Source organism: Glutamicibacter nicotianae (genome assembly GCF_016907615.1).
Taxonomy (GTDB): Bacteria; Actinomycetota; Actinomycetes; order Actinomycetales; family Micrococcaceae; genus Glutamicibacter; species Glutamicibacter nicotianae.
The window spans coordinates 1,956,548-1,983,139 of sequence record NZ_JAFBCH010000001.1 but is presented as its reverse complement, the minus strand read 5'-3'; the positions used below and the strand labels follow the sequence as shown (position 1 = coordinate 1,983,139).

Annotated in this window: 27 protein-coding genes; 11 read left to right on the top strand and 16 right to left on the bottom strand. The window is 57.9% G+C overall.

Annotated elements, in window-relative coordinates:
- Nucleotides 1-57 precede the first annotated feature (57 nt).
- Complete coding sequence (locus tag JOE62_RS09505) at nucleotides 58-840, top strand: GntR family transcriptional regulator (RefSeq protein ID WP_204722133.1); 783 nt, start codon at nucleotides 58-60, stop codon at nucleotides 838-840.
- Between the two features lie 742 nt (nucleotides 841-1,582).
- Here the strand turns inward: JOE62_RS09505 and qcrB are convergent.
- From qcrB to ctaE, 4 genes are all read right to left on the bottom strand, one after another.
- The gene (gene qcrB / locus JOE62_RS09500; RefSeq protein ID WP_038991077.1) at nucleotides 1,583-3,250 is read right to left on the bottom strand and encodes a cytochrome bc1 complex cytochrome b subunit; all 1,668 of its coding nucleotides are present in this window, start codon (nucleotides 3,248-3,250) and stop codon (nucleotides 1,583-1,585) included.
- Nucleotides 3,251-3,252: 2 nt separating this feature from the next.
- Entirely contained in the window at nucleotides 3,253-4,302 is a 1,050-nt protein-coding gene (gene qcrA / locus JOE62_RS09495) for a cytochrome bc1 complex Rieske iron-sulfur subunit (protein ID WP_038991076.1), read from the bottom strand.
- A gap of 70 nt (nucleotides 4,303-4,372) precedes the next feature.
- Nucleotides 4,373-5,167, bottom strand: coding sequence for a cytochrome bc1 complex diheme cytochrome c subunit (gene qcrC, locus JOE62_RS09490; RefSeq protein ID WP_038991075.1), 795 nt, complete (start codon nucleotides 5,165-5,167; stop codon nucleotides 4,373-4,375).
- Between the two features lie 76 nt (nucleotides 5,168-5,243).
- On the bottom strand, nucleotides 5,244-5,882 hold the full coding sequence (gene ctaE, locus JOE62_RS09485) for an aa3-type cytochrome oxidase subunit III (protein WP_038991074.1): 639 nt from the start codon (nucleotides 5,880-5,882) through the stop codon (nucleotides 5,244-5,246).
- A gap of 287 nt (nucleotides 5,883-6,169) precedes the next feature.
- On the opposite strand from ctaE, the gene trpD reads away from it, so the two are divergent.
- Nucleotides 6,170-7,237: an anthranilate phosphoribosyltransferase gene (gene trpD, locus JOE62_RS09480; RefSeq protein WP_204722131.1), complete on the top strand. Its 1,068-nt coding sequence runs from the start codon at nucleotides 6,170-6,172 to the stop codon at nucleotides 7,235-7,237.
- 84 nt (nucleotides 7,238-7,321) lie between these two features.
- On the opposite strand, the gene JOE62_RS09475 is transcribed toward trpD, so the two are convergent.
- Nucleotides 7,322-7,603 carry an Lrp/AsnC family transcriptional regulator gene (locus JOE62_RS09475; RefSeq protein ID WP_066138340.1) on the bottom strand — a complete coding sequence of 94 codons (282 nt, stop codon included), beginning with the start codon at nucleotides 7,601-7,603 and terminating at the stop codon, nucleotides 7,322-7,324.
- Between the two features lie 137 nt (nucleotides 7,604-7,740).
- Between JOE62_RS09475 and JOE62_RS09470 the strand changes: the two genes are divergently transcribed.
- Complete coding sequence (locus JOE62_RS09470; protein ID WP_239543321.1) at nucleotides 7,741-8,364, top strand: sigma factor-like helix-turn-helix DNA-binding protein; 624 nt, start codon at nucleotides 7,741-7,743, stop codon at nucleotides 8,362-8,364.
- A complete protein-coding gene (locus JOE62_RS09465; protein ID WP_204722129.1) occupies nucleotides 8,365-8,907 on the top strand; it encodes a hypothetical protein in 543 nt (180 codons plus the stop codon). It abuts the gene before it with no gap.
- Here JOE62_RS09465 and JOE62_RS09460 read toward each other — a convergent pair.
- Nucleotides 8,896-9,270, bottom strand: coding sequence for a DUF3054 domain-containing protein (locus JOE62_RS09460; protein WP_038991071.1), 375 nt, complete (start codon nucleotides 9,268-9,270; stop codon nucleotides 8,896-8,898). The two genes, JOE62_RS09465 and JOE62_RS09460, sit on opposite strands and share 12 nt — an antisense overlap.
- A gap of 149 nt (nucleotides 9,271-9,419) precedes the next feature.
- Here JOE62_RS09460 and JOE62_RS09455 point away from each other — a divergent pair, with 149 nt between their 5' ends.
- The gene (locus JOE62_RS09455) at nucleotides 9,420-10,400 is read left to right on the top strand and encodes an arsenic resistance protein (protein ID WP_204722127.1); all 981 of its coding nucleotides are present in this window, start codon (nucleotides 9,420-9,422) and stop codon (nucleotides 10,398-10,400) included.
- Nucleotides 10,401-10,734: 334 nt separating this feature from the next.
- On the opposite strand, the gene JOE62_RS16775 is transcribed toward JOE62_RS09455, so the two are convergent.
- Together JOE62_RS16775 and JOE62_RS09445 are read right to left on the bottom strand one after the other, a co-directional pair.
- Nucleotides 10,735-11,229, bottom strand: coding sequence for an SRPBCC domain-containing protein (locus JOE62_RS16775; protein WP_204722124.1), 495 nt, complete (start codon nucleotides 11,227-11,229; stop codon nucleotides 10,735-10,737).
- 171 nt (nucleotides 11,230-11,400) lie between these two features.
- Nucleotides 11,401-11,763, bottom strand: a complete 363-nt coding sequence (locus JOE62_RS09445) for an ArsR/SmtB family transcription factor (protein ID WP_204722122.1) — start codon at nucleotides 11,761-11,763, stop codon at nucleotides 11,401-11,403.
- 320 nt (nucleotides 11,764-12,083) lie between these two features.
- Between JOE62_RS09445 and zapE the strand changes: the two genes are divergently transcribed.
- From zapE to JOE62_RS09415, 6 genes are all read left to right on the top strand, one after another.
- The gene (gene zapE / locus JOE62_RS09440; RefSeq protein ID WP_204722120.1) at nucleotides 12,084-13,136 is read left to right on the top strand and encodes a cell division protein ZapE; all 1,053 of its coding nucleotides are present in this window, start codon (nucleotides 12,084-12,086) and stop codon (nucleotides 13,134-13,136) included.
- Nucleotides 13,133-13,774, top strand: a complete 642-nt coding sequence (gene def / locus JOE62_RS09435; protein ID WP_204722118.1) for a peptide deformylase — start codon at nucleotides 13,133-13,135, stop codon at nucleotides 13,772-13,774. Before zapE ends, def begins: the two co-directional genes overlap by 4 nt.
- On the top strand, nucleotides 13,774-14,625 hold the full coding sequence (locus tag JOE62_RS09430; protein WP_204722116.1) for a putative RNA methyltransferase: 852 nt from the start codon (nucleotides 13,774-13,776) through the stop codon (nucleotides 14,623-14,625). Before def ends, JOE62_RS09430 begins: the two co-directional genes overlap by 1 nt.
- A gap of 104 nt (nucleotides 14,626-14,729) precedes the next feature.
- Nucleotides 14,730-15,206: an NfeD family protein gene (locus JOE62_RS09425; protein WP_038991063.1), complete on the top strand. Its 477-nt coding sequence runs from the start codon at nucleotides 14,730-14,732 to the stop codon at nucleotides 15,204-15,206.
- A 53-nt stretch (nucleotides 15,207-15,259) separates the two neighbouring features.
- Nucleotides 15,260-16,198 (top strand): SPFH domain-containing protein, encoded by a 939-nt coding sequence (locus JOE62_RS09420; protein ID WP_204722114.1) that lies wholly within the window; start codon nucleotides 15,260-15,262, stop codon nucleotides 16,196-16,198.
- A gap of 184 nt (nucleotides 16,199-16,382) precedes the next feature.
- Nucleotides 16,383-16,730, top strand: a complete 348-nt coding sequence (locus tag JOE62_RS09415; RefSeq protein ID WP_038991059.1) for an RNA polymerase-binding protein RbpA — start codon at nucleotides 16,383-16,385, stop codon at nucleotides 16,728-16,730.
- A 254-nt stretch (nucleotides 16,731-16,984) separates the two neighbouring features.
- On the opposite strand, the gene JOE62_RS09410 is transcribed toward JOE62_RS09415, so the two are convergent.
- The 8 genes from JOE62_RS09410 to JOE62_RS09375 form a co-directional block, all read right to left on the bottom strand.
- Nucleotides 16,985-17,713, bottom strand: coding sequence for a polyprenol monophosphomannose synthase (locus tag JOE62_RS09410; protein ID WP_038991057.1), 729 nt, complete (start codon nucleotides 17,711-17,713; stop codon nucleotides 16,985-16,987).
- A 410-nt stretch (nucleotides 17,714-18,123) separates the two neighbouring features.
- A complete protein-coding gene (locus tag JOE62_RS09405) occupies nucleotides 18,124-19,728 on the bottom strand; it encodes an amidohydrolase (protein ID WP_204722112.1) in 1,605 nt (534 codons plus the stop codon).
- A gap of 55 nt (nucleotides 19,729-19,783) precedes the next feature.
- Nucleotides 19,784-22,582 carry a DEAD/DEAH box helicase gene (locus tag JOE62_RS09400; protein ID WP_204722110.1) on the bottom strand — a complete coding sequence of 933 codons (2,799 nt, stop codon included), beginning with the start codon at nucleotides 22,580-22,582 and terminating at the stop codon, nucleotides 19,784-19,786.
- A 28-nt stretch (nucleotides 22,583-22,610) separates the two neighbouring features.
- Nucleotides 22,611-23,477 carry a twin-arginine translocase subunit TatC gene (tatC, locus tag JOE62_RS09395; protein WP_204722108.1) on the bottom strand — a complete coding sequence of 289 codons (867 nt, stop codon included), beginning with the start codon at nucleotides 23,475-23,477 and terminating at the stop codon, nucleotides 22,611-22,613.
- A 9-nt stretch (nucleotides 23,478-23,486) separates the two neighbouring features.
- Nucleotides 23,487-23,702 (bottom strand): Sec-independent protein translocase subunit TatA, encoded by a 216-nt coding sequence (gene tatA, locus JOE62_RS09390; protein ID WP_022875116.1) that lies wholly within the window; start codon nucleotides 23,700-23,702, stop codon nucleotides 23,487-23,489.
- Between the two features lie 31 nt (nucleotides 23,703-23,733).
- Nucleotides 23,734-24,093: a hypothetical protein gene (locus JOE62_RS09385; RefSeq protein ID WP_204722106.1), complete on the bottom strand. Its 360-nt coding sequence runs from the start codon at nucleotides 24,091-24,093 to the stop codon at nucleotides 23,734-23,736.
- Nucleotides 24,094-26,100 carry a WYL domain-containing protein gene (locus JOE62_RS09380; protein WP_204722104.1) on the bottom strand — a complete coding sequence of 669 codons (2,007 nt, stop codon included), beginning with the start codon at nucleotides 26,098-26,100 and terminating at the stop codon, nucleotides 24,094-24,096.
- A gap of 93 nt (nucleotides 26,101-26,193) precedes the next feature.
- Nucleotides 26,194-26,589: an FKBP-type peptidyl-prolyl cis-trans isomerase gene (locus JOE62_RS09375; protein WP_066138294.1), complete on the bottom strand. Its 396-nt coding sequence runs from the start codon at nucleotides 26,587-26,589 to the stop codon at nucleotides 26,194-26,196.
- Nucleotides 26,590-26,592: the final 3 nt, after the last annotated feature.

Genomic DNA, 26,592 nt, shown 5'->3' with positions numbered 1-26,592 from the left:
ATAACAGTTCTTCGAAGGCAATTGGCCTTCGGGATATCCAGTTCGAGGAGAAGCAGCATGCGCCACGCACCGCAGCCACACGTTCAGGCGCACCTTGATCCGCAGAGCAAGCAAAGCAAGTACCGGCAGATCCGCGAGATTCTCAAGACCCATGCGCGCGAAGCCTGCAAACCTGGCTACAAGCTGCCACCCGAACGCGTGCTGGCTGAGCACTTCGGCGTGGCCCGCAAAACCATCCGGCAAGCCATCGACGCGCTGGTCGATGAACAGGTGCTCAAGCGGGTAGTCGGAATTGGGACCTTCGTTGTGCCCGAGAAACTGGATCTCCGTGTCCGCCTGCACTCCTACTCCGAGGACATGATGCGCCGCGGCATGGTTCCCGATGCCCACGTACTCGAATTCGCGGAGATCAAGGCGAACGCCAGCCTTGCGGCGCAGCTGATGATGGAGGAGGGCACAGCAGTCGTCCAGTTCAAGCGCCTGTTGCTCGCCGATGGCATTCCCATGAGCCTGGACGAGAACTATATGCCCGCTGATCTCGTGCCGGGTTTCGTGGACGGCGAGCCGCCGTCCAAGCTATATCAAGCCTTGCACGAGCGCTACGGCATCTTGCTTGAATGGGGCGAGGATCAAGTGGAAAGCACTGCAGCCAGCAAGAGGCAAGCGGTGCTCTTGGGCGTAGACCCCGGCTTCCCGCTCCTGCAGATCACGCGCTACGCCTACATCGGCGATCGGCTGGCCGACTATTCTGTCTCGCTCTACCGGTCGGACCGCTACAAGCTGTTCGTTCCACTGCAGCGAGTCGGTACTCGCACGCCACGCTACACGGACACGTTCTGAGCCTAGGCTTGCGACTCGGGTGTCAAGGAAATTGGTTTCTGCCCAACAGCGGCCATGAATAATGCCCACTGATGGCCAACAGAACTGCACGTTGACGGTCAGCAGCACCACTGCACACTGGCCTATCCGTGCAAGCACGGCGGCGACCGTCATCCACGGCAACAGACCAACCTCCAAAACGCCATCTCTAGGTCCTGATCAACTATTCCAACGCCGGTGCCGGCCTTGATCACTTGAAAGTGTGTCAGGAGAGAGACGCAGCAAGTTGGCTGCTGAAGGGAATAGTCCTAGATCGCTTCCTGGAGCTGGACAATTGTCTGGGCAGCAACCACCTCGGGCAGCCACAGTTGTGAGCGGCTCCGATCCGGAATTGCGGCTGGCTGGTGGCCTCCCAGATTCATCTGCAGACGGCATTCCGCTTCCTCGCGGGTGAAGAGCAAGGGAGCCTACGCGCACAGGTTGAATCAACCATCGCAGCAGGTTCTTGGCCACACCCGGTAACCCAACGCCTTTTGCGAACCTGGCGGGGGAGCAAGCCCATGCTGGCCCCCGCGTCGCATGCTGGCACAGCGCCAGAAGCCCTTCTAATCGACTGGGAGATCCGTGGATGGCCCCGAGAGATCATGTTCGCGGCATTGGCTGGAGCTCTGGTGCACACAAGGCCGCAGGAAAGATGGGTTAACGAAGGGAGGGACACACCTTGCGGTGTGTCCCTTTCCTTTGTGACTAACTCGAGTCGCTATTACTTAGTGATCGAGTCCTGCTTGTCGCCTTCGACCTCATGGTGGCCGTGGGCTGCATGAGCAGCTTCCAACTCCGATGGGGTTACCGGGGCGACGCGGTCTTCGAAGAAGAACTTCGACAGTGCCGCACGACGCTTCTCCGAACCGGAGACGTGTCCTGCTGCATCAGGCTGAGCCGGGATGTACTGGCGATCAACGTAGTTGGTCAGCAGGTAACGCTTGTAGACATCAATTTCCTCGTGCTTCTCCGAGAAGCCACCCTCAGGCGACATCTGGATGATGCCGGCTTCGCGGCCGTGCAGGACGATCTCGCGATCCTTGCGCTGCAGCGACAGGCAGATACGGCGAGTCAGCCAGAAGGCCAGGATTGGGCCCAGGAAGAACAGCGTACGCAGCCAGTAGGTGACATCGTTCAGCGACACATGGAAGTGGGTCGCGATCAAGTCGGAGGAGGCAGCAGCCCACATGACGCAGTAGAACACTACGCCTGCCGCGCCCATTGCCGTACGGAATGGAGCGTTGCGTGGACGGTCGAGCAGGTGGTGCTCGCGGTCATCCTTGGTGACCCAGCGTTCGATCCATGGCCAGGCGAACATCACTGCGAACAGTGCGCCGGCAGGAACCAATGCTGGCAGCAGGACGGACAGCACCAGGGTGTTGTCGCCCCATGGGAATGGAATGATCCATTCGAAGCTGAAGTTGCCAAGCACACCAGGCATCAGGCGCAGAGCGCCATCAACGAAGCCGATGTACCAGTCCGGCTGGGTACCAGCCGAAACAGGGGATGGGTCGTAAGGTCCGTAGTTCCATACCGGGTTGATCTGGAACAGGCCAGCAATCAATGCCACGATGCCGAAGACGATGAAGAAGAATCCACCGGCCTTCGCTGCGTAGACCGGGCCAACAGGGAAGCCAACAACGTTGTCGTTGGTGCGGCCTGGGCCTGGGTACTGGGTGTGCTTATGAGTCACAACCATGAACAGGTGGATCACAATCAGCAGGATGATGATCGCAGGAACGATCATGATGTGCAGCGAGTACAGACGCGGGATCACCGTATCGCCTGGGAACTCTCCGCCGAAGAAGAACATCGACAGGTAGGTGCCCACGATTGGCAGAGCCTTCATGACGCCATCGATAATGCGCAGGCCGTTACCGGACAGCAGGTCATCCGGCAGGGAGTAGCCGGTGAAACCGGCAGCCAGACCCATGATCAGCAGCACGCCGCCAACAACCCAGTTCAGTTCACGTGGGCGACGGAATGCGCCGGTGAAGAATACGCGCAGCATGTGCACGGAGAGGGAAGCAACAAACAGCAGTGCCGACCAGTGGTGCACCTGGCGCATGAACAGGCCGCCGCGCACGTCGAAGGAGATCTCCATGGTCGAGGCCATAGCCGTCGACATGCCGATGCCCTTCATCGGTACATACGAACCGTTGTAGATGACGTGCGCCATCGACGGATCGAAGAAGAAGGTCAGGAAGGTGCCGGAGAGCAGCAGCAGCACGAAGGTGTACATCGCCACTTCACCGAACATGAACGACCAGTGGTCAGGGAAGATCTTGCGACCGAATTCCTTGACGATGCCCGACGCGCCTACGCGGGAGTCCACGAAGTTCGCGATGCGACCGGTAGCGGTCGATGCTTGGTACTCGTTAGTAGCCATGATTAACCACGCTCCCAGTACGATGGGCCAACTGGCTCGTGGAAGTCACTCTGGGCGACCAGGTAGCCCTCGGAGTCCACGGTGATTGGCAGCTGCGGCAGTGCGTGGCCAGCCGGGCCGAAGATGACCTTGCATTCCTGCGTCAGGTCAAAGGTCGACTGGTGGCATGGGCACAGCAAGTGGTGGGTGTGCTGCTCGTACAGAGCAATCGGGCAACCAACGTGGGTGCAAATCTTGGAGTACGCGACGATGCCGTCGACGTTCCAGGTTTCACGCCCCTCGGAGATCTGCATTTCCGCTGGATCCATGCGCATCAGCAGAACGACGGCCTTGGCCTTTTCGTTCAGCGGGTGCTCGGCCTCGTTCAGACCTTCTGGGATCACGTGGAAAGCAGAACCGATCTGCACGTCTGAAGCCTTGATCGGGGTACCGGATGGGTCGCGGGTCAGACGGACGCCCTTGTCCCACATGGTGTGGCGCAGGGAATCGATCATCTGGCTCGCGGTGTTTCCGGTGCGATCCAGGTCGCGGAACATGAAGATTGCCGGGATTGGAGCCAAGGCAATGGCGCCGATCAGGGTATTGCGGATCAGCGGACGACGCTTGATGCCGGATTCCTCGATAACGGTATCGATGATCTCGACGGCATCCTGGCGATCTTCTTCCGAGCGGATCTCGTGGCGCATTTCCATGAGCTCGTGATCCGGCATCAGGGTCTTGGCCCAGTGGACAATACCCACACCGATACCAAGCATCGCGAAGGCGGTGCCCAGTCCCAGTGCAGCATTCTGCACACGCAGTTCAGCGAAGGTCATCTCGCCTAGGCGGCCCAGGACGAAGTAGGCCACGAAGAAGAAGAGCGTGCCGATGATGGAGATGGTAAATAGGAGCGCTACTTGACGCTCATGTCGCTTGGCTGCGCGCGGATCGCGGTCTGCGAGACGCGGACGATGCGGTGGTAGGCCCGGATCTGGGAAACGATCCGGAGCTACATCGTCAGCCTTAGCAACGGTGCCCGAGTTTTCGGGACTGCCGTGACTATGGTCGCCCATGTTTCTCTCTCATCCTTCTGTTAGGAATTTATGTACGTAGTGATGGTTACGGCCGTGGCCGTGGTTTGCCTTAGGAAGGACGCGAGGTCAACCAAATGGTGAAGGCAATGATGATACCCAGACCTGCGGTCCAGGTGAACAGGCCTTCAGCAACTGGACCCAGGGAGCCCAGGGCTGCACCGCCAGCGGAACCATTGGCTTCAATGGTCTTCAGGAAGGTGATGACATCACGCTTCTCTTCTGGGGTGATGTTCGAGTCGTTGAACACTGGCATGTTCTGCGGGCCGGTAGCCATCGCTTCGTAGATGTGCTTTTCGGATACACCGGTCAGGGTTGGCGCGAACTTGCCGCGGGTCAGCGCACCACCGGCAGCAGCCGCGTTGTGGCACATCGCGCAGTTCACACGGAAGAGGGTGCCACCGAGGGCGGCGTCGCCCTGGGTGGTATCCAAGTATTCCTCATCAGGGATCGCTGGGCCTGCACCCAGGCTTGCAACGTATGCTGCCAGCTGGGAGATCTGCTCGTCGTCGAACTGCACCGGCTTGACCTGGGCCTGTGGTCCCTGCATCTGCATCGGCATGCGGCCGGTGCCGACCTGGAAGTCCACGGATGCCGCGCCAACGCCAATCAGCGATGGACCGGAATCGGAGCCTTGGGCATTCATGCCGTGGCAAGTAGCGCAGTTGGCGATGAAAAGCTTCTGACCTTCTTCTACATCGGCCTGCGATGCAGTAGTGGTCTCAGCTGCCTTCGCTTCGCTGATGTTACCGGCTGCAGTGTAGAGACTGCCGGTAATCAGCAATCCGAACAGAAGCAGGGCCACAGCGGCGAGCGGGTGGCGGCGCTTTTTCGAAAGAGCCTTCACTTGCTGGTTCCTCACTTAGTTTCTTTGGTGTGGTGTTGCCGTACTTCTTGTTGAGGCAACTAATGAATTTAAGCTGCTACTTCAAGAAGTAGATGATCGCGAACAGGGCGATCCAAACAACGTCAACGAAGTGCCAGTAGTAGGACACCACGATGGAGCCGGTTGCTTCGAAGTGACCAAACTTCTTAGCCAGCATCGCACGACCAATGATCAGCAAGAATGCGATCAGACCACCAGCGACGTGGATGCCGTGGAAGCCGGTCGTAATGTAGAAGGCCGAAGCGTAGGAGTTCGAGTTGATGGCCACGCCCTCGCTAACGAGGACAGCGTACTCGTAGGCCTGGACCGAAACGAAGATCGCACCAAGGATGAAGGTGAGAATGAACCATTCAATCATTCCCCATTCCTTGAAGTTGAACAGCCCGCCAGAGCGGCGAGGCTTGAATTCTTCGGCACGGAACACGCCTAGCTGGCAGGAGAACGAGCTGGACACCAGGATGATGGTGTTAGCCAGCGCGAACGGCACGTTGAGCTTGGCAGTTTCAGTCGCCCATAGTTCGGGCGCGGCAGCCCGGAGGCTGAAGTACATGGCGAAGAGGGCGGCGAAGAACATGAGCTCGCTGGAGAGCCACACCATCGTTCCCACCGACACCATGTTTGGGCGGTTCGGCGCATGTGGCGCCGTCGTATTTGGGGCATGAGTCGCAGTTGTCACACTGACATTATGTCTCTAAATGGCCCTCAGATACCAATGCAAAAGCGGGTTCACGGAGGTTTGTTGCGCCACACCACGGCAACATCCGCGGAAACATGCGGAAGTACAGAGAAAACTCTTTCTACAATTCGTAGAGCTTCATTCGGCGCGTCTCACGAAACAATCACTTATGCAACGAAAGTGTTGCGTATTTATCCTTGGAAACTAGGCGATTTTAGCGACTTGAGCCACATCATTTAGCGACATGAATTGGGTGGCGCGGCCAGTGTCTCGATAGGCTTTCTCATGTGTCAACGAGCCTTGTAAACGAAAAGTTCCCGACGTGGCCAGATCTATTGGCCACCCTGATCGACGGTAGCGATCTCAGCCGCGAACAGGCCGCTTGGGCCATGAATGAGATCATGTCCGGCGAGGCGAGCGACGTGCAGATCGCCGGCTTCCTGGTTGCACTGCGCTCCAAAGGCGAAACCGTGGCCGAATTGACCGGCCTAGTGGACTCCATGGTGGCCAACGCGCGCCCATTGACCATTGACGCACAAACCTTGGACATTGTCGGCACGGGCGGCGATCGCCAGAACACGGTCAATATCTCCACGATGTCCACGTTGGTCTGCGCTGGTGCCGGCGTGAGCATAGTTAAGCACGGCAACCGCGCGTCCTCTTCATCCTCAGGATCGGCCGACGTGCTCGAAGCACTAGGGGTCCGCCTTGAGGTACCAATCGAGCGCCTTGTAGAGGTGTACGACAAGGTTGGGATAGCGTTCTGCTTCGCCAATGTCTTTCACCCCTCAATGCGCCACGTTGCCGGAGCACGACGTCAATTGCGGATACCTACCGCCTTCAACTTCATGGGCCCGTTGACCAATCCCGCCTTGCCAACCGCATCCGCCATCGGATGCTCCGACCTGGTCATGGCACCAATCATGGCTGGCGTGCTTGCAAGCCGTGGCGTGCGCGGCCTGGTCTTCCGCGGAGACGACGGACTGGATGAACTAACGACCACTGCTGCCAACCGAGTCTGGGAAGTGCGCAATGGCCAAGTCACCGAGTTCACGTTCGACGCCCAAGATGTTGGACTTGCCCGGGCGACGCTCGATGATCTCCGCGGTGGGGATGCGCAACACAACGCAGGGGTTGTACTCGATGTCATCTCGGGAGCGACCGGCCCTGTTCGGGACGCGGTTCTCCTCAACGCGGCCGCAGGAATGGTTGCTTACAGCGATACTGCTGAGGGCAGTTTCGAAGATCGCATGCGGGCCGCCATTGAAAAGGCAGCACATTCGATCGATTCCGGTGCGGCGAAGTCCGCCCTGGACGCTTGGTCGTCAACGACCCAGGCGATCGTAGGGGAGTAGCTCCTGCAGGCAGCGACAAAGCCGGTCTTTGGTTCACGACTTTACAATCAGTGAACCAAAGACCGGCTTTGTTTTCGATACCGCTTAGTCGTCTAGACCGAGGGAAAAAGCTGCTTCGAGGTCATGCTCGGAATAAGCGCGGAAAGCGATGTGGGTCTGGGTGCCGCGGATGCCAGGAATCTTGGAAAGCTTATTAGCGATGACTTCGGCTAGATCCTCGTGCTTGTTGACCCGTGCAATGGCAATCAAGTCCCAGTCGCCTGCGACGGAGTAGACTTCACTGATGCCCGAGATTGCCGAGATCTGCTGTGCGCACTCGGGGATACTGTCAGTTGCAGTCTGGATCATGACGAATGCGGTGACCATCACTATGCCTTTCGGTTCTAACTTGCCGCCTGGCAAGAGGCGGTTGATCTGGAATCAACTGTAGTCGAAAAGCCGAGAATGGCAGGCATAGCTGCATCACCAGACTTAGCACAGTACAAGAATTTTAATTTGTAGATATGAATACAAAGTTTTATGATTGTTCCATGATTGTCTTGACTATTGACCAGCGACGTTCCCGATCCACCGAAGACAAGGTGGAAGCACTAGTCAAGCAAGCTAATGCTACCGTCCCTGTGGTCCGGCCGTTCCAGCGAACCGCCGGCGATGAGGTTCAGGCTGTCTTGGATGATGCCAATGAAGCAATTCGCTTGGCAGTGATGATGGCGGCGTCAGGGGACTGGAGCGTTGGGCTTGGTTTCGGACAGGTCGAAACGCCGTTGCCGGAAGAGACCCGGGCTGGCCGAGGACCGGCCTTTGAGTATGCCCGTGTTGCCGTGGAACGCGCTAAGAACACCAACGCACATATCGCTGTTCACGGGCCATCGCATGAAGCCACCCGTCTGGAAGCTGAGCTCCAGTTAACTGCCTGTATCGTTTCCAAGCGAAGGGCCACAGCTTGGGAAGCCGGCACATTGGCTGACGAGGGCATGACCCAGCAACAGATTGCCAAGGCACTTGGAATCACTCAGCAAGCCGTCTCTTCTCGGCTGTCGGCCGCACTATGGTTTGAAGCGAATCGGATGATGGATGAAGCTGCGAAATCGCTAACCCGTCAGCTCAAGATGTTAAAGGAGCAGTAAATGCTTTGGATCGCGTGGGGGAGTCTTTGCCTAGCGGCATTCGTCTCTTGCATGTCCGCCTACTTCGGTCATGCCATGGGCAAACGAGCTCGCGTTCGTGACTGGCTCGTAGTTGGTTCTGGCTTGTTCGCACTGCTTTCGGCACTGCTGGCTGCAGTCTCCCAAACATCGATGCAGACGCAAGGGATTCCACCGGTTTACGCTATCGTCCTGAGTTCCATCTTTGCCATTAGTTTCGGCGGCCCTTTTACGGAGCTGACTTTCCGGCTTGCTGCCAAGAATGACGTCGAGCTCCAAAAGGAAGAGTGTGACCCTTCACCGCTTCGTGGCGGACTTTGGATCGGACTTCTGGAACGGACAGCAATTGTCGGAAGCCTCTGGGCTGGTTGGCCAGAAGGCATTGCGGTCGTTCTGGCGGTTAAGGGTCTCGGGCGGTTCTCGGAACTGAAAGATCATCGCGCCGCTGAACAGTTCATCCTGGGGACTTTCGCCAGCGGCCTTGTTGCCGCAGGTTCCTACGGGCTTGGACTGCTATTTATCTAAGCGCTTGGCCACCAACGAAGTTAACAGCCTACGCCCCATCAAGAACAGGCCCAGGACCAGCGAAGCAACGATAATGAATGGGACAGCTGCGGTGGAACCAAAAGCGATGCGCAGCGCTAGCCCAGCTGCTACGGTCCCTACCCAGACCAGTACGCCTGCAGGGAAGAGCTTATTGATCGTGAACCATGGCCTGGACAGCAAGGTCATCACCACATAGGCGATCAAGAACGGCAAGGCTGTCATCAAGATGCCACTAAAGCTCAAGGCATGTTCATGTTCACGCCTGCCGAGCAGGGCGAAGAGAACAATCAGAACAACGTCGACAGCCATCCACAATGGCCACATACGAATAGATTCCTTCATGTACTCATCATAGGTTTACCCTGCGAACCATGAATAATCTGGTGCTGTTTCGATCGATCTCGGTTCAGACACACGCGTGCCTGATGAAGGCTCGCCACAAATACCCTGGCATTCCTTCCTGATGCAAGGTCTGCTCTAGCATTAGTCCCATGAAGACGTGGCCTGGCAATGCATGGATGCAAGCTCACCAGATCGCTCTCTATCTCACCGCGATCGCGGCCGGATGCGTCTTCGGCCTGGTTTTGCCTTCAGCCAGCAAGGCGCTTGAATTCACGGTCAATCCAATCCTGGGTCTGCTGCTCTACGCTACTTTCCTGAGCATGCCGCTAACACGTTTGCCCCAGGCCTTCCGGGACATCCGGTTCATGGGTGCACTGTGCACGATCAACTTTGTCGTAGTGCCGATCGTGGCCTTCGGCTTATCGCGTCTCGTAGCGGGGGAACAGCCTCTGCTCTTCGGGGTTCTACTGGTCCTGCTGGCACCCTGCATCGACTACGTCATCGTGTTTACCGGCTTAGCTGGGGGAGACAGCCAAAGGCTGCTGGCCGCCACACCCCTTTTGCTGATTTTACAGATGGTGCTTGTGCCGGCATACCTCTACTTGTTTGCTGGCCCTTCTGCAATCAGCATGATCGTTCCAGGGCCTTTCCTGATGGCGTTGCTGTGGCTCATTGCGCTTCCCTTGCTCGCAGCAGCACTCACCCAAGCACTGTCAACGCGCTTTGCACGGATGGAGTGCATCGGCGATTGGGCCGACTACCTCATGGTTCCCTTGATGATGGGAACGCTGTTTTGCGTGGTCGGTTCGCAGATCTACACGGTGCAGTCCAGCTTTGCCCAATTGGCGCTGGCCATCCTTGTTTTTGTCCTTTTTATCGGCCTGATGAACATCCTTGGATACTCTGCAGGAAAACTCTTCCAGCTACCCATGGCCTCACTGCGGGCCGCGACATTCAGCGGCGTCACCCGAAATTCACTGGTAGTGCTTCCACTGGCCCTGGCCCTGCCGGCGGAGCTGGAATTAGCCTCTGCCGTAGTCGTGAGCCAGACCTTGGTAGAGCTGCTTGGCATGTTGGTGATGGTTCGCTTCACGCCGAAACAAAGCACCACATTGCAATCCAAACTGTAAGCAATACATCTCGAATATAATGATGCACCGTCGTTGGGGTCATTGAAATGAGCGGATGGGGGATGCCCATCCTGCACGACCAGAGCGGCAATTACGCCACCAGACACAATATTAATCGATCGTTGAATCAATCCGATGAGCACTGGCCTCGTCGCCTATCCCTCCAGGAAGAAAGCGCCGAGATGGCCGAGAGTAAAACCAGCAGACCACCAATCGCGGCCCTGCACGGCGAAGGCGAGGTGAGCATCAGCTTCGTCCCAGGTGGTGTTTCTGCACGGTCATGCGAACCGTCCGCAAAGTCTAGAGACATCGGAACCAGCTGTCGGCAAAAAGATTAGGGGAGAGGTGCAGGCGAATCGCCCAAACTCTCGTATATCTCCCGATATAGATCCCAAAATTGATCCATCGACCGCGGCGCTCCCAGCAAGACGGACTCCAGATAGGTTAGATGCGTTTCCCACCCAGCCAAGTAAGTTGCGACGTCAACGCTGATATTTGAGTGGGTGAGCACGAGTTCAGCTCCGATCGGGACGGACCGCAGATTCCAACTAACCTTCGATTCCGATTCTTCTGGAAACTTCCAGGACATCTCAAGGGCCGTCGCTGGATCAATCCGCTCAATCAGGCTTTCGCAGATATAGCCTTCCGCATGTTCGATTTTCACAGTCGAACCCACGGCAAGGTTGCCAGCGCGGTGGGTACCCAGCCAGAGTGGCAAGGTCTGGCAGCGAGTCAGCACATTCCAGAGTCGGTCAGCCGATACGTTGAAACACCATCGAAGAACTAGCGAACCCGACGAATCGTCCACGAACTTTCGGATGAGTGGCATATGAAGACACTACGACGATACTTTGACGTCGCCAAGGGGAATAGCGCACTGAAACCCGAATCGGGGAGGCCTAGATTTCCACTACTTTACATAATGTAGATTATCGGCTTACCGGAAATGCGGCTGGAAGTGGCTGCACTCGTTCCATTGGACACGTATTTCTACAGTTGCTTATTGGTCTTCCTCTAGGCGCACATCCTGCAGATCAAGCCGATGCTTCGCGAAGTCCAAGGTCTGCCGGATGAACTCCCGCGATCGCTCGTCGTGCATCGAGTAAATTACGTGACGTCCGGATTTCCTAGTTTGAAGCACACCCGCGGCCCGCAACCTGGACAGCAACTGGCTGGCGACCGTTGGGCTGACGCCAATCAACTGGGCCAGATCAGACAGAGATAGGTCCTCCATGGACAACGCCCAGAGCATCTGAAGTCTTGCCGGATCAGACAAGGTCTTGAGCACGGTTACCGACATGTCCAAGAGATCACTGGAGACGATCCCGTCTTCAGTCGTTGGGACAATGAATTCGCTGGTCATCTCACGCACTCCCTCTCCGCCATTCGCCCGCCCTGGCCTGATCCAACCATTGCGGTCCAGCCCTATGGGTGTGTCCATTATGGCCACGTAATGCGATAAAGCGATAGATACGCAAAAAAATTCACATGTCTTGAGCGGGTTCATGGTCAAAACTGTGAGCACTCCCCTGCTTAAATCATTCATTTAGTTATACACTACATAACCGGTGACTAGTAGTTTTGACCACAATTTTCTAGCACAAAGCTTTCGTGCCGTCTCCAAAGGTGGCGATTGCATCACAGAAGATTGGTCGTATCAGTGCCCGGTGGCAAAATTTAGATATGGCTAAACCGCTGCTGGGCATTCCCCACAGGAATAAGTACGCTCGTCGGATCCGTGAATCGCTCAAGCTGCAAAATATCGAAGCTGATACGGTCCAGAGTGAACTGATCGACCTTCTTGAACGCACTCTGCGCGCGCAGTCGCCCGCAAAACAACCCGGTGTCTATATTTACGGGCCTCCAGGCCGCGGCAAGACACTCATCATGAACACCTTGGTCTCCGTCTTGCCAAACGCCACCACGGCGCGCTTCCATTTCCACGAGTTCTTCCAGCGTTTGAATTCGCCGGTCAACCGCGTCCCTGGCCAGCCACTGGGGGCGGTCTTCGCGCAAGGTCTTGAGCGCGAACTGTCTGGCCTCGAGGTACTGGTTTTCGATGAGTTCCATTGCACCGAACCCGGAGATGCGATGTTCATGGCAAAACTCCTCCGGCATTGCACGGAGCATGGAATCCAGCTGTTCACCACGTCGAACTACGGTCCGGAGAACCTTCTGGATGATGACGCGTTCCATCACTTGGTACAGCCGACCATTGACCGGATTCAACGGGACTTCATTGTTTTTTCCCTGGATCATTCAGTTGATTATCGTCAGCTCGTTTCCGATCCAGGGCTCGCTCCTGACGGGTATCGGAAAGGCTCACTGAATCTTTTCGAGACGCCAAACGAAATGCCAGTTCACGATACGATGGTCGAGATCGGCTACGACGAAATCGGTCCTGTGCACTTGAGGGCGGATGAAATCTGGATCAGCTTCGATCAAATTTGCCGAACCCGCCGCAATACTGCCGACTATCTGGAGCTGGCAAGACGGTATTCATGCTGGCATATAACTTCCATCCCAGCGAGCTCCACCTTGCCGATGGATGAGGAACGTCGACTAGCGAATCTCATCGATATCTTCTATGACAAGAACGTGGAAGTGCACCTGTACGCCGCGGACAATCTCGGCGATCTTGGCCATATGCTGCATGACACCGAAAGGGCTCGACTCACTTCGCGCCTGGCCCAACTGCAGCTCAACGAGTACGAAAGGACTTGCGTTTCCCGATGAACACCCCATACACCGCCCAGGACATCGAGATTTTGGTTCGAGAAGTCCTGGACACGGCAAACGATGATCTCGTTTTGCCAATCGTCCAGCTAGGTCATCCAGTTCTCCGCCAGCAGGCCGAAGCCTACGATCACCAGCTGCCACAGGAATTGCTCGAAGAACTGCTCGATGCGATGCGCCAGACCATGTACGATGCTCCTGGCGTAGGCCTCGCAGCGCCTCAGGTGGGTATCCCCCTGCAGATCGCGGTACTCGAAGATCTCTATCCAGTTCCAGAGGAAATTGCTGCGCAACGAGAGCGTGAACCGCTGGATTACTTCGAGATCTTCAACCCTGCTTATGCTGCCGCCACGGATCGTGAAGCAGTGTTCTATGAAGGCTGCCTGTCCTTCGAGGGGTTCCAAGGCGTAGTCACCCGCCCCGCCGATATCACCGCAAATTACCAAGACCGCGACGGCCAGAAAATCACGCGCAACTTCTCCGGCTGGCAGGCCCGCATTTTCCAGCACGAAACCGATCACCTGTCGGGCACCGTCTACATCGACAAGGCCGTAACCCGCTCCTTGATCAACGAGTCCGAACTGTGGCGCCATGAAAGCACGGACGTCGCAACTGCACAAAAGGTACTGAAATTCTAATGTCCTCCGGCGCTGCCAGCGTTACCTGTCCGGTATGCGAGCAACCCCTAGGCTACACAGGAACCCCGGGCAGAACCCTGAGCTGCGATGCAGGGCATCGCTTCGATGCCGCAAAACAGGGCTACTTCAATTTCTTGACTGGCAAGGGAACCAATTTCCTCGAAGACACCTCGGGCATGGTCCAGGCCCGTGATGCGTTCCAAGCCAAGGGGCATTACGAGCCTCTGGCGCTCGCGCTGTCCCAGCTGATCAATAGTCATCACCACGGAAGTTCTCTCGACGTGCTGGATGCGGGCGCAGGTACTGGCTACTACCTAGCAAGAATCCTGGAACACTCCCCTGCTGACGAACGTGATGCGTTGGCCTTGGACATCTCGCGCTTTGCAATGCGTCGAGCCGCGAAAGTTCCCAGCACGCTCGCCGTGGTCTGGGATGTCTGGCGAAAATTGCCCACGGCTGATCGATCACGTGATGTGGTGCTCAACTGCTTCGCTCCGCATAACCCCGCCGAGTTCCAGCGCGTGCTCCGTCCCGGTGGGATATGCATTGTCGTGACCGGTGAACCAGAGCATCTGAACGAAGTCATCGAGCCGCTGGGCATGCTCTCCGTCGCCCCAGGCAAGCAAGCAGCCCTGATTGAAAAATTTGATGCCGAAGGATTCCGCCATCTCGAATCCACGAAGCTGTCCTATCGAATGAATTTGAATACGGATGATCTCTTTCAACTTGCATTCATGGGTCCATCCGGTCACCACCTCTCCCCCGAATTGCTGCATCAGCAAGCTTTCGAACTGGGTGACCAGGCGGTAACCGCCTCCTTCGGAGTACACGCATTCGTCACGCAGGGCTAGAAAATACCCCAAAATGACTACACTCTTTACCCGACATCTACGGCAGAATGGAGGAAAGACCAGTTACGGCTGGTCAGGGTCCTAACAGAATTTAGGTGAATGCCATGACAACCGCCGAATGGATCATCAGCAACGCTTGGGTGATCTGGCTGGCACTGTTCTTGCTGCTGGCGATCATCGAGATGCTATCTCTTGATCTCTACTTCATCATGCTCGGCGTCGGGGCCCTAGGTGGCGTAGCGGTCGCACTGCTCAGTGGACCCATATGGCTGCAGGTTCTCGTATTCTGCGTTATTTCATTGTTGATGATCTTCTTGGTTCGACCAATCGCGGTCAAGCATCTACGGAAATCACCCGAGGGATTCCGCACGAACATCGAGCGGCTCATTGGTGCGGATGCACTAATTCTTGAACCGACCTCGCGCATGTCGGGTTCGGCCAAGATCCATGGAGAGATTTGGACTGCCCGCGCTGATTCGAGCGTTCCAACCATGAATCCCGGTACGTATGCCGTGGTTTCCCGTATCGACGGGGCAACTGCGTACCTGACCGCGAAGTCCCCGGACCCCGCAAACGGCTAAATATCCTGACGCCCCAAATTCATCACTACTGCACAAAGAAAGAGGGTACGACCATGAATTCAGATGGTTTTGGCTTGACTATTGTGCTTGTCGTTCTGGCAATCTTCGTGATTGTCGTCCTGCTGCGCAGCGTGCGTATCGTGCCACAGGCACGTGCTGGCATCGTTGAGCGGCTCGGCAAGTACAACCGAACCCTAAACCCCGGCCTGACGATCTTGATCCCCTTTGTGGATCGCTTGCTGCCCCTGCTGGACCTCCGTGAACAGGTTGTTTCCTTCCCGCCACAGCCAGTCATCACCGAAGACAACCTGGTCGTTTCGATTGACACCGTGGTCTACTTCCAGATCACCGAGCCACGCGCGGCCACCTATGAAATCGCCAACTACATCCAAGCTGTCGAACAGCTGACCACCACGACGCTTCGTAACGTCGTAGGTGGCCTGAATCTGGAAGAGGCCTTGACCAGCCGCGACCAGATCAATGGCCAGCTGCGCGGCGTGCTCGACGAGGCCACCGGCAAATGGGGCATCCGTGTTTCCCGTGTCGAGCTGAAGGCCATTGATCCACCGCTGTCGATCCAGGACTCGATGGAGAAGCAGATGCGTGCCGAGCGTGACCGCCGTGCGGCCATCTTGACCGCTGAGGGCACCAAGCAGTCCGATATCCTCACCGCCGAAGGTGAGCGCCAGGCAGCGATTCTCAAAGCCGAAGGTGACGCACAGGCATCCATCCTGCGCGCGGATGGCGAGTCCCAAGCTATCCAGAAGGTCTTCGACGCAATTCACGCAGGACGCCCGGATCACGAGTTGCTGGCCTACCAGTACCTGCAGACCCTCCCGAAGCTTGCCGAAGGCACTTCGAACACCCTGTGGGTCATTCCGAGTGAACTGACCGAAGCGCTCAAGGGCATCGGCGGAGCACTGGGCGGCAACGGTTCAAGCAGCAAACCTGCGGCTCCGGAATCGCCATCAGCTCCCGACAGCAACCTCTAGCGACAACCGGTTGAGAACCTAATAGCCGTCTGCGGCGAGGTGCATACGATGCACCTCGCCGCAGACGCGTATAATGGATGTTTTGGCACCAGGAATTATCTTCATCTCTAGTCGGAGGGAATGATTTCCGAATGCCAAACGTTGGTACGTGTAGCGAATTCTTCAAACATCGCGGAGGGAAAACATGAGCGATCGCAGCCTACGAGGCATGCGCCTGGGTGCACAGAGCATGGAATCTGAGGCAGGTGTGGAGCCGGCTGCCCGTCAGCGCGTGGAATACCGTACCGAAGAGGGCGAGACCGTCTTCGTCGTCTTTGCTGCAGAAGCTGAAATTCCAGCGACCTGGCACACCAAGACCGGTAAGGAAGCCAAGCTCGTCCATGGCGAAGCCAAGGCCGAAGAACCAGGCAATGAGAAGCCTGTCCGTACCCACTGGGACATGCTTCTGGAGCGCCGCTCCGAGGAAGAACTGGAAAAGACTCTGGCTGACCGCCTCCAGCAGCTGCGTGCTGCGCGTGGAGAAGCCGTCTAATCTCCCCCACTGCCGGTTGGATGCCGTTTTGGCATCTCCGCAAGGGTTTTAGTCGAGGGCTCGGTTTGACAGCATTATCGCTGTCAAACCGAGCCCTCGAACTTGTACCGAATGGCTTGAGCACAAACGCCGATGGTGATGCGTAATTTGCGGTCGCTGTAAGGCGGATGCTTGAAGCTTTCCGATGCTTCTGGGTTAAAGGGAACTGGCGTGCAACGATTCTTCGTTGCACGCCAGTTCCCTTTGCCAAGTATTTACTTTTTGGAAGTCAGCTTCTTCCACCGGGCGCCCAAGCCCCAGCGGGTGACATTCCACATTGCTTCGAATACGATGTTGCCACTCATCTTCGAAGCGCCCAGTTCGCGCTCTACGAACGTGACCGGAACTTCAACGATCTTCTTGCGCAGCATGGCCACGCGGAAGGTCATATCGACCTGGAAGCCGTAGCCCCGCGACTCAACTGCATCGAAGTCGATGGCTTCCAAGGTTTCTCGCTTGAAGGCACGGTAGCCTGCGGTGATGTCACGCAGCGGCAAGCCCAGCATGGTACGCGAGTAGAAGCTGCCGCCGCGGGAAATGATCTTGCGCAGCAACGGCCAGTTAACTACTTCGCCGCCTTTGACCCAGCGCGAACCGATCACAAGATCCGCACCTGCAGCGCTTGCCTCCAAAAGGCGTGGAAGCTGCTCTGGCATATGCGAGCCGTCAGCGTCCATCTCAACCAGCACGTCGTAGTCGCGTGCCAGGGCCCACTCGAAACCTGCGATGTATGCGGCGCCTAGGCCATCCTTGCCGGTACGGTGCAACACATGGATATTCGAGTCCTCAGCAGCCATCTTGTCTGCCAGTTCTCCTGTGCCGTCGGGCGAGTTATCATCGACGATCAATACATCCGAGTCAGGAACTGCGGTACGCAAGCGTCCTACAGTCAGCGGAAGCGACTCCAGTTCGTTGTAAGTCGGAATGATTGTAATGACGCGCACGCGGCGGCACCTTTCTTGGTATTCGACACAAAGCTTGTTGCCTGCTCGGCTTCGGCCCATGACTTCAGCAGGAATCTAGGCCAACAAGAGTTAATCCAAACTAAAATTATAGTCATCAATTGCAAGCCAGCGATCTTCGGACACCGTGTTAACGAACGATCCTCAGTGACTTCGGCCCTATTCTCTACGTCGAAAGGCACAGAGAATGTTATCTAAGGTCACTGAGGATCGTTGTATAAATTACGTCGTTTCCAACGCAATGAATGTGCATCTCGAAGAGGCGCTTAGTCCAGCCTAGTGCGTACCCCACCTAGCCTGTCAACCATCAAATGACTTCACTCTTTATCTAGACACCACTAGTCAGGATAAAATTCGTGAAATTATTCCAATTACTGAGCAACTGTTTCGCTTTAGGCTAATTCCGCTGGTTCGAGCGCATTGAAAAGCGTGACTCCAGCGCGTACTGTACGCAGGCACTGTGGAATCTCCTCATCAACCACCGGGAGCATCGGAGTCCCGGCACGGGCGTCAGTGCTCCAAGAACTAATTCGGACATCCGGGGTTTGCACAGCAAGTTCAGAGGCAGTCCACACCGCAAAGGTCGCCGGTGCACCGATCACGAGCTGCCCGGCAAATGGGTTCATCTCGCCCATGGCTCGATAGGTGGATCGGGTCTGCGCCAGGAAGGCCGCACGTGCAGAGATTCGCGCTTCGGCATTCGCCATGTTCATGCCGGCGCGCACAACCTGCCAGCCGTCGACCTCGGTGACCGGGGCATCAGAACCAAGCACCAGTGGGACACCGGCGGAGAGCATGGCCGAGAGGTTGTTCATTGAGCTTGCGCGCTCCCCCAGGCGCTGCGCGTACATGCCGTTCGAACCGCCCCACGCCTGGTCGAAGACCGGCTGCATGGAAACCATGATGGCGTACTTCAGCAAACGGGCCCGCGAAGCGTCATCAACCATCTCGACGTGTTCCAGACGGTGGCGGCACATCTGCAGTTTGGCTACGCCAATCTGCTCGGCGGCCAGATCGAAACCTGCCAAGACCTCGTCCAGGGCGCCATCGCCGATCACATGGAATGCTGCCTGGATTCCCCGGGAACTGCACGCAACCAGATGGGCCGCGATCTCCTCGCGCTTCAGGTACAGGCAGCCACGTTCACCTGCCAGATCGCTATACTCCTCGCGCAGGTATGCCGTGTGGCTGCCCAACGAACCATCCACGCGAAGGTCGCCTCCCAAACCCAGCAGCTTGCCTTGCGGGAACGACGCGACCAGTTCCTGGGCGATATCCGGATCGCTGACCAGTTCACCCCAGTAGGCATGCACTTGCGGCAGCTCAGCGTTGTCGATGGACAGCAGCTGTTCCAGTGCCTCGCGGCCTTCGATATGCGGGGCCGCCATCTCCACAACGCTGGCGAATCCACGCGAGGCATAGTGCTCCAGTGCCAGGCGCTGGTATTCCTGTTCCGCTTTGTGCGCTACGGCCAGCGCTTCACGCACCGTGTCGTGATCCGCACCCGCAACGATGCCGGAGACCAGGTGCCCCAGATCCAGCAAATCCAGCAGTTCCCGATTCACCAATGCGCTATGCACATCCCGGCGGGCCAGATAGTAGCCACGGCCTTCAGCGGCACTGGTCAGATCCGTTTCCGCAGGCAGTTCCTGGTTGGCCCAAGCGGAGTTGTCCCAGCCCTGGGCCAGTACCAGCTTGGTCGACTTCTGAGCCTGCTCGGCGACGAGGGAAAGCAACGACGAACCCGAGGCGGCTGCCCCCAGATCGGCGCCCGACAGGGTCCGGCCCAGGGCGGCAAGGTGGGTATGGGATTCGACGAAGGCAGGGGTAACCAGGCCGCCCTTCAGGTCGATCACTTCGTCGACGGCCGCCACGTGGCGCTCGGCCGCGTCCTCGCCGCCCAACCAAGAAATGGTGTCGCCGTCCACCACCATGGCGGTCGCGAATGGATCGGCCGGCGAATAGATGGACCCGTTTCGGTAGAGTGATTTTGCCATCAGCGTCTCCCTTTTCTCCTGCACTGGCTAATAAGTATTCGACTGGACGACCCGGCTAGTCCAGCACATTCGAGTAGGCCACGACGCCGCGCTTGATCTGGTCCACTGCCTTGTAGGCGTTGCGCACCAGCAAGGGCGGAAGGTCGGAATTCTTCGCGAACTGGTCCAGGGTATCGATGACCTGCTTGGCCCAGCGCACGAAGTCGCCCGGTGCCAGATCGGTACCGCGCAACGCGCTGTTCAGGCTCGAGCCCCGCGCCCACTTGTATATCGGCCAGATCAAGCCGGATTCCGGCGGAGCGGTCGGGTCGAGGTTCAACGCCTCTTCAGCATCCGAGAGTTCGCCCCAGATCTTGATGGTGGTGTTCCAGATGTCATCGATCTTGCCCGTGGGCATTTTCGGATCGGCACGATCCATGTCCCGGCGCGCCTGGTAGACCAGGCTGGCCACCACTGCGCAAAGTTCTTCGGACTTGAGCTGGGTCAACTTGCCGGTCTCCAGGATCTGGCTGGTGAGCAGGTCGCGGTCGCCATAAATCCGGCGCAACCGGCGGCCCGAGTCGGTCAGCACGAAATCTTCGCCGCCGTCGGATGGAACAAGGTATTCGAACTGCTCCAGCACCTTGCAGACCTTGTCGAACTGCGTGGCAATGGTGTTGGTCCGTCCGCGGATGGCGCGACGGGCCTTGTCCGTATCCTTCTTCAGCTTCCAGTACCTGTCGGCCCAGCGCATGTGCTGGTCCTTCTCCGAGCAGGCGTGGCAAGGATGGTCCTTGAGCTCAAGGCGCAGCGCGTTGATTTCACGTTCGAAAGAATCCGATCCTTCGAAATCGAAGCTCTGGGCATCCTGGCGCGGAGGACGCGACTCGTAGATCGAGTTGCGCAGGGACGAAGCGAGGTCCCGGCGCTCCTTCGGCGTACGCCCGCTGAAACCCTTGGGAATCTTGATCCTCGAGATGATCTGGACTGGCCCGTTGAGGTCTTCTACTGAGAGCCGGCGAAGCTGCGCTTCTTCGGTCAGGACCGTATGGCGTGGGTTGTACATCGCCTTATCAAGCTCGACAACCACGGCACGGCCAAAGCGGCGTCCGCCGGGCAGGTCAACCACATCTCCGCGGATCACTGCTTGCAAGGACTGCTCTGCTGCCGAACGGCGCTGGTGGCGGCGGTCCTTGGCAGCATTCTTCTCGACCTGCGCCAGATTCCGCTGCAGTTTCAGGTACTCCGTGAAATCACCGAGATGGCATTCCATCGACTTCGCGTAGCCAGCTAGGGATTCCTCCTTGGAACGAACCTGGCGGGCCATCCCCACCACGGAACGGTCCGCCTGGTACTGGGCAAAGGACGACTCGAGAATTTGCCGGGTCTGCTCACGGCCAAACTGCGCCAGCAAATTGGTCGACATGTTGTAGGTCGGGCGGAACGAAGAATTCAGCGGATAGGTGCGCTTCGAAGCGAGGCCTGCCAAGGCCTCCGGCTCCAGATCAGGGTTCCAGAGGACAATTGAATGGCCCTCAACGTCAATGCCACGGCGCCCCGCACGCCCGGTGAGCTGTGTGTACTCCCCCGAAGAAATCTGCACATGGGATTCGCCGTTGAATTTCACCAGCTTCTCCAGCACAACCGACCGAGCCGGCATGTTCACGCCCAGCGCGAGGGTTTCTGTCGCGAACACCACCTTGATCAGGTTCCGCGCAAAGAGGTCCTCGACGATTTCCTTGAAGATCGGCAGCAGGCCTGCGTGGTGCGAGGCAAAGCCGCGAACCAACCCATCGCGCCAAGACCAGAATTCGAGAACGTCCAGATCTTCGTTGGGGATCCGGTAAGCAACTTCATCCAGAGCCTGGGCAATCTCGGCCGCTTCTTCATTGGTCGTCAGGCGCAGATCCGCCATGGCGCACTGCTGGACCGCCATATCGCAGCCCTTGCGCGAAAAAATGAAAAAAATCGCTGGCAGCAAAGCGGCACGGTCGAGCTTGCCGATCACCGCAGGGCGACTGATACGATGCCCCATCCCGGATCCACGCTGGGGTCCGCGGCCGCCACGGCCTCGGCCGCCGTTTCCGCGGCCGCGCTGCACGCGTCCTCCAGGACTGTGCGAGCGGACGAGCTTGCGCAGTTCGGGGTTGACCGAGGCTTTTGAATCGTCTTCGGCGACCTTGTCGAAGGCCACATCCTCGGCAAACAAGTCCACCACATTGGGGCCGACCATGACATGCTGGAACAGAGGCACCGGACGATGCTCGGAAACGATGATGTCGGTCTGGCCACGGACGGTATCCAGCCAGCCGCCGAATTCCTCGGCGTTGGATACGGTAGCCGAGAGCGAAATGATCTGCACGTTGGACGGCAGATGGATGATGACTTCTTCCCAGACGGCGCCGCGGAATTTATCCGCAAGGTAGTGGACCTCGTCCATGATCACGTAACCCAAGCCGTCGAGGGTCTGGGAATCCGCATAGAGCATGTTGCGCAGCACTTCGGTAGTCATCACGACGATCTGCGCCTCGGAGTTGATCGACGTGTCGCCGGTCAGCAATCCGACCTTCTGGGCACCATAGCGGTTGACCAGTTCCGAATACTTCTGGTTGCTCAACGCCTTGATCGGCGTGGTATAGAAAGCCTTGCGGTTCTCACCCAGCGCCTGGTAGATGGCGTATTCGCCAACTACGGTCTTGCCCGCGCCGGTGGGTGCGGCGACCAGGACGCTGTGCCCTTCTGCGACCTTCTGGCAGGCTTCGGCCTGGAACGGATCCAGGTCGAAGGAGATGCTGGCTCGGAATTCCGGAAGTGCAGTGCCGTTTTCGACCTGCCGTGCCTTGGAAATCGCGTAGCGTTCCGCGGGTGAAGTCACTTGTGGTCGTTCACTTTCTCGCCCTGGATCAGAGCTGGGATTTCGGTTTGTCAATCGGGCTTGGGGTATCAATGCCAGAAGTTTCGCCACTGGCCAAGCGCTCATTCTCGGCTTCCTGCGCCGCCAGCTTCTTCGCGCGCTTCTTGTCATTGAAGTGGCAGATCAAGGTAGCCACCGCGAAGGTGATGAACAATGGCCCAGCCAACGCGAACATCGTGATCGCATCGCCACCCGGTGCAGCCATGGCGGCCACCAGCGCAATAAGGAAGACGGTGATGCGCCAGTGCTTCAAGATGAGCTTGGCTGGCAGGATGCCCACCATGTTCAGGCCGACCATCAGCACGGGCACCAGCATGGCCAGGCCGAATGCCAGCAGCAGGCGGAAGATGAAGGGCAGGTACTCTGAAATGTTCAGCAGGTTATCGGAGTTCTCCGGCGACAGGCTGATGAAGAATTCCAGTGCGAAAGGCAGAACGAAGTACGCCATCGCGACGCCGCCAAGGAACAGCGGCACCGCAGCGGCGACGAAACTGTAGCTCAACCGGCGCTCGTTCTTCTTCAGCCCCGGGACGATAAATGCCCACAACTGGTAGAGCCATACCGGGGAGGAAACTATGAGGCCAACGAAGAGCGCTACCTTGATCATGATGTCGAAGGGCGACATCACTGCGGTGAATACTACCGAGCCGCCTGCATCTTTCACAGGTGCAATCAGCAAGGCAAGCAGCCAGTCGTAAACGAAGAAGCCGGCAACCGTACCCAAGGTCAGCGCAATGAGCGACTTGAATAACCGGTTGCGCGCTTCAATCAGATGCTCTTTAAGAGCCATCCGACCTTCGTCGTTCTTGACCCGCTTCTTCTTGCCGCGCGGGTTCTTGTCTTTATTTGTTGCCACTGAAGAGGTCTACGAGTTGTTCTTTTCGTTGGGGTTCGGTTCATTGACGGTGCCATCAACGGTTTCCGATTTAGGATCGTCGTCCTTCATCTGGCGAACCTCGGACTTGAAAATGCGCAACGACTGACCCATCGAGCGAGCCAAGCCTGGAAGCTTTGGAGCGCCGAACAGCAGAAGCGCCAGCACGATAATGATGACCAGATGCCATCCCTGTAAGCCACCCATGTGGATTCCCTTCTCTTTCCTTAAGTCTACGTCAGAACAGGCGCAGATCACGCATGTTCTGAGCCTGGCCGCGCTGTGCGCGACGTGCGACACGTCGTACTCGACGCGCCTCGATTCTTTCGGCTCTCCCCTGATCGCGAAGCGCTTTGATCATCTCCGGATCCCCATGCGTCGCATCGGTTCCGTGCGGGTAGCGACGCGGGTTCGCAGCGTATTCGACGACGCTGCCTTCTTGGCTTAAACCGGCACTGATGTGATCAGCCGCGTCGCCAAGCCCCTCAACGACCGCCATGCCTCGTTTGAATAAACGGAAGCCGGCCATCACTGCTGCAAGTACTGTTGCCAAAACGAGTACAGTCCACAAAAGGACCCAGAACCACCAAGGAAGCATCTACTTATCCTCATACATTGCGATAGCCTCGTCCAACCAACCCACCACATGTTCGCGCGTAGCGTCAGGAGAGACCACAGTCAGTTTACCGCTATGGCGAGCCACCAGCGGCGCAGCTACTTGGTGATCCGAGAACTGGACCTTGGCCAAATATCCCGCACCGATCCTTCCCGTAGACCAGGATGACGGATGGAATGCTTCGATAACCGGCAAGATTTCCGCGTCAACATGGACAATGACTTGTAGATCCTCGTCGCTGGACTCGTAGCGGATCTGGACATCCTGCTGGTCTTGATGCCGGGATTCCAGCTCGAAGTGTTCACCGATAGTTTCCACGCTTAACATCCGGTCCACCCTGAAAGTTAATACGCTGTGTCGTTTTCGGCACCATGCGCGCAGATACTGCACTGCGCCATCTTCAATGAGCCGGATCGGTTCCACATCGCGAAGCTGGTGCGTGCGCGAACTGGCCGAGTAGTAGTCGATGCGCACGACGTCCTGGGACCGTATTGCCTGGACCAGCTGCTGCGGAATGTCGTTCTCCCGCGCCTTGGAGAGCGCGAAGCCCAGCGCCCCGCTCCAGCCGTCAAAGCGGGCCACGGCGGAGTTGACCTTGGCCAGCGCGGCATCGAGCACCTGCTGGTGCTCGAACTCGGGAATGCTCGCCAGGGCATTTAGCCCGCCGAGCACGGCCACTGCCTCCAGCGGTGCCAGCTTCTGCGGCTCGGCGAGCAGTGCCGCATTGGAGATCGTCACGGTATCGGACTCGACGTCTCCGTCGTTGACGTTGATCAGCTCATCGTGCTGGCCGTTTGGCACGCCGCACATCATGATCATGGCCAATTCTTCGCGCACCTTGGCAACGCTCATGGCGTAGCGTTCGGCCAGCTCCCCGATTTCCACGACACCGTGGGCGTGCACATATTGGATCATGTCGATATTCCGCATGACCTGGGTCGTGGTGGTGCCACGGCCGGTGGCGCGATGCGGACGGAACTTCACGTCTGCAAAGTCGCCCTCGGTGCCCTGGCTGCTCTGGGCGGTGCGTGCGTCGCGCAGAATCTGCTGCACCTGCGTTACGAGTTCGGCTGGCGCCAGGACTTTGGCTGCCGGACCGTAGGCGGCCAGCTGCCGGGCAAATGAATGCGGATCCGCATAGCCGATCTGCAGCTCATCCTGGTCGCTGCGTCCATTCACTGCTTGGGCACGCAGCGGAATGGCGTCATCGCCCAGGAGCAGCACCGTTGCCATCAGCCCCGGATGCTGCAGGTCGAAGTCCTGCAGCACCCGGGTCATGTCGAAATCTGCCGGGCGGGCACGATACTGCCCGTTGCACCCAGCACCGCCATGCCGGAAGTTGGCGAACTTGCCCTGCACCCGCGAAAGGCGGAAGACGCGGGTGTCGTCCCGCGTATGGTCGTAGCCGGTGAAGTACCAGTTGCCGTAGCGCTGGCCGATCCCCCACACATCGACGATGCGGTCGCTGCGCGTCCCGTTGGAGGACATGTAAGCGAACTTCAACGTGTTGCGGTTGAAGACGGCCAGGGCGCATTCCCGGAAGTTCGGTTCATCCATGGACAGGCGCGGAACCAGTGAGCCGGCCAACGGGGCAACCGGAGCGGCATCGCCTTCAAGCCCGGTGACCCGGGCGGCTGCGTTGAGCCCGAGCGTCTGCAGCTTGGTGTCTTTCCAGAGGCTCGCGGCCAAGGCGACGAGGCCGGCTTCCGCGGGGCTGAATTCCACCGGCGGCAGGAACCAATCGGTCGTATCGATGCTGTAGTACGTGACATCGTCGATCACTTCCTTGTCCAGCTGCAGCCCGAAGTCATTTCGGATGTCGTCCTTGAGGCGATCCAGTGCCTTCTCGCGGGTTTCCTTGCTGCCTTCCGGCACCAGGTATGATCCAATGCGCTCGGCGTTGAACTTCCGTGATTTGGTAGCCAGCGCATAGATGAGGCTGGTCAGACGTTCTGCCTTGCTGGGTCCAGGAGTTTGCTTTGTGCTCACGTGCCTACAGTAACCAATTTTCACTTGCAACGATGACTTTTAAGACAGCAACGGCCCCGATTCGTGAATCGGGGCCGTTGCCAGCACATGGAATTACTTCGTGCCCATCAAATCGACAACGAAGATCAGCGCTTCATTAGGACCGATGGCACCCGGGGCGCCACGCTCGCCGTAGGCCAGGTGCGATGGGATGTCCAGGCGGCGGCGGCCGCCGACCTTCATGCCCAGCAGGCCCTGGTCCCAGCCCTGGATGACCATTCCGACGCCCACTGGGAAGTCGAGGGTCTGCCCGCGGCCCCAGGAGGAGTCGAATTCCTCGCCGGTTGACCAGGCGACGCCTACGTAGTGCGCCTGGACGGTGGTGCCTGGGGTGACCTCCGCGCCGGTTCCCTCGATCAGGTCGGTGATGACCAGTTCTTCAGGAGCGTCGGTGCCCGGGAAATCGATCTCCGGCTTGGTGCGGTCGTAGTTGCGTTCTCCGAACGACATGCT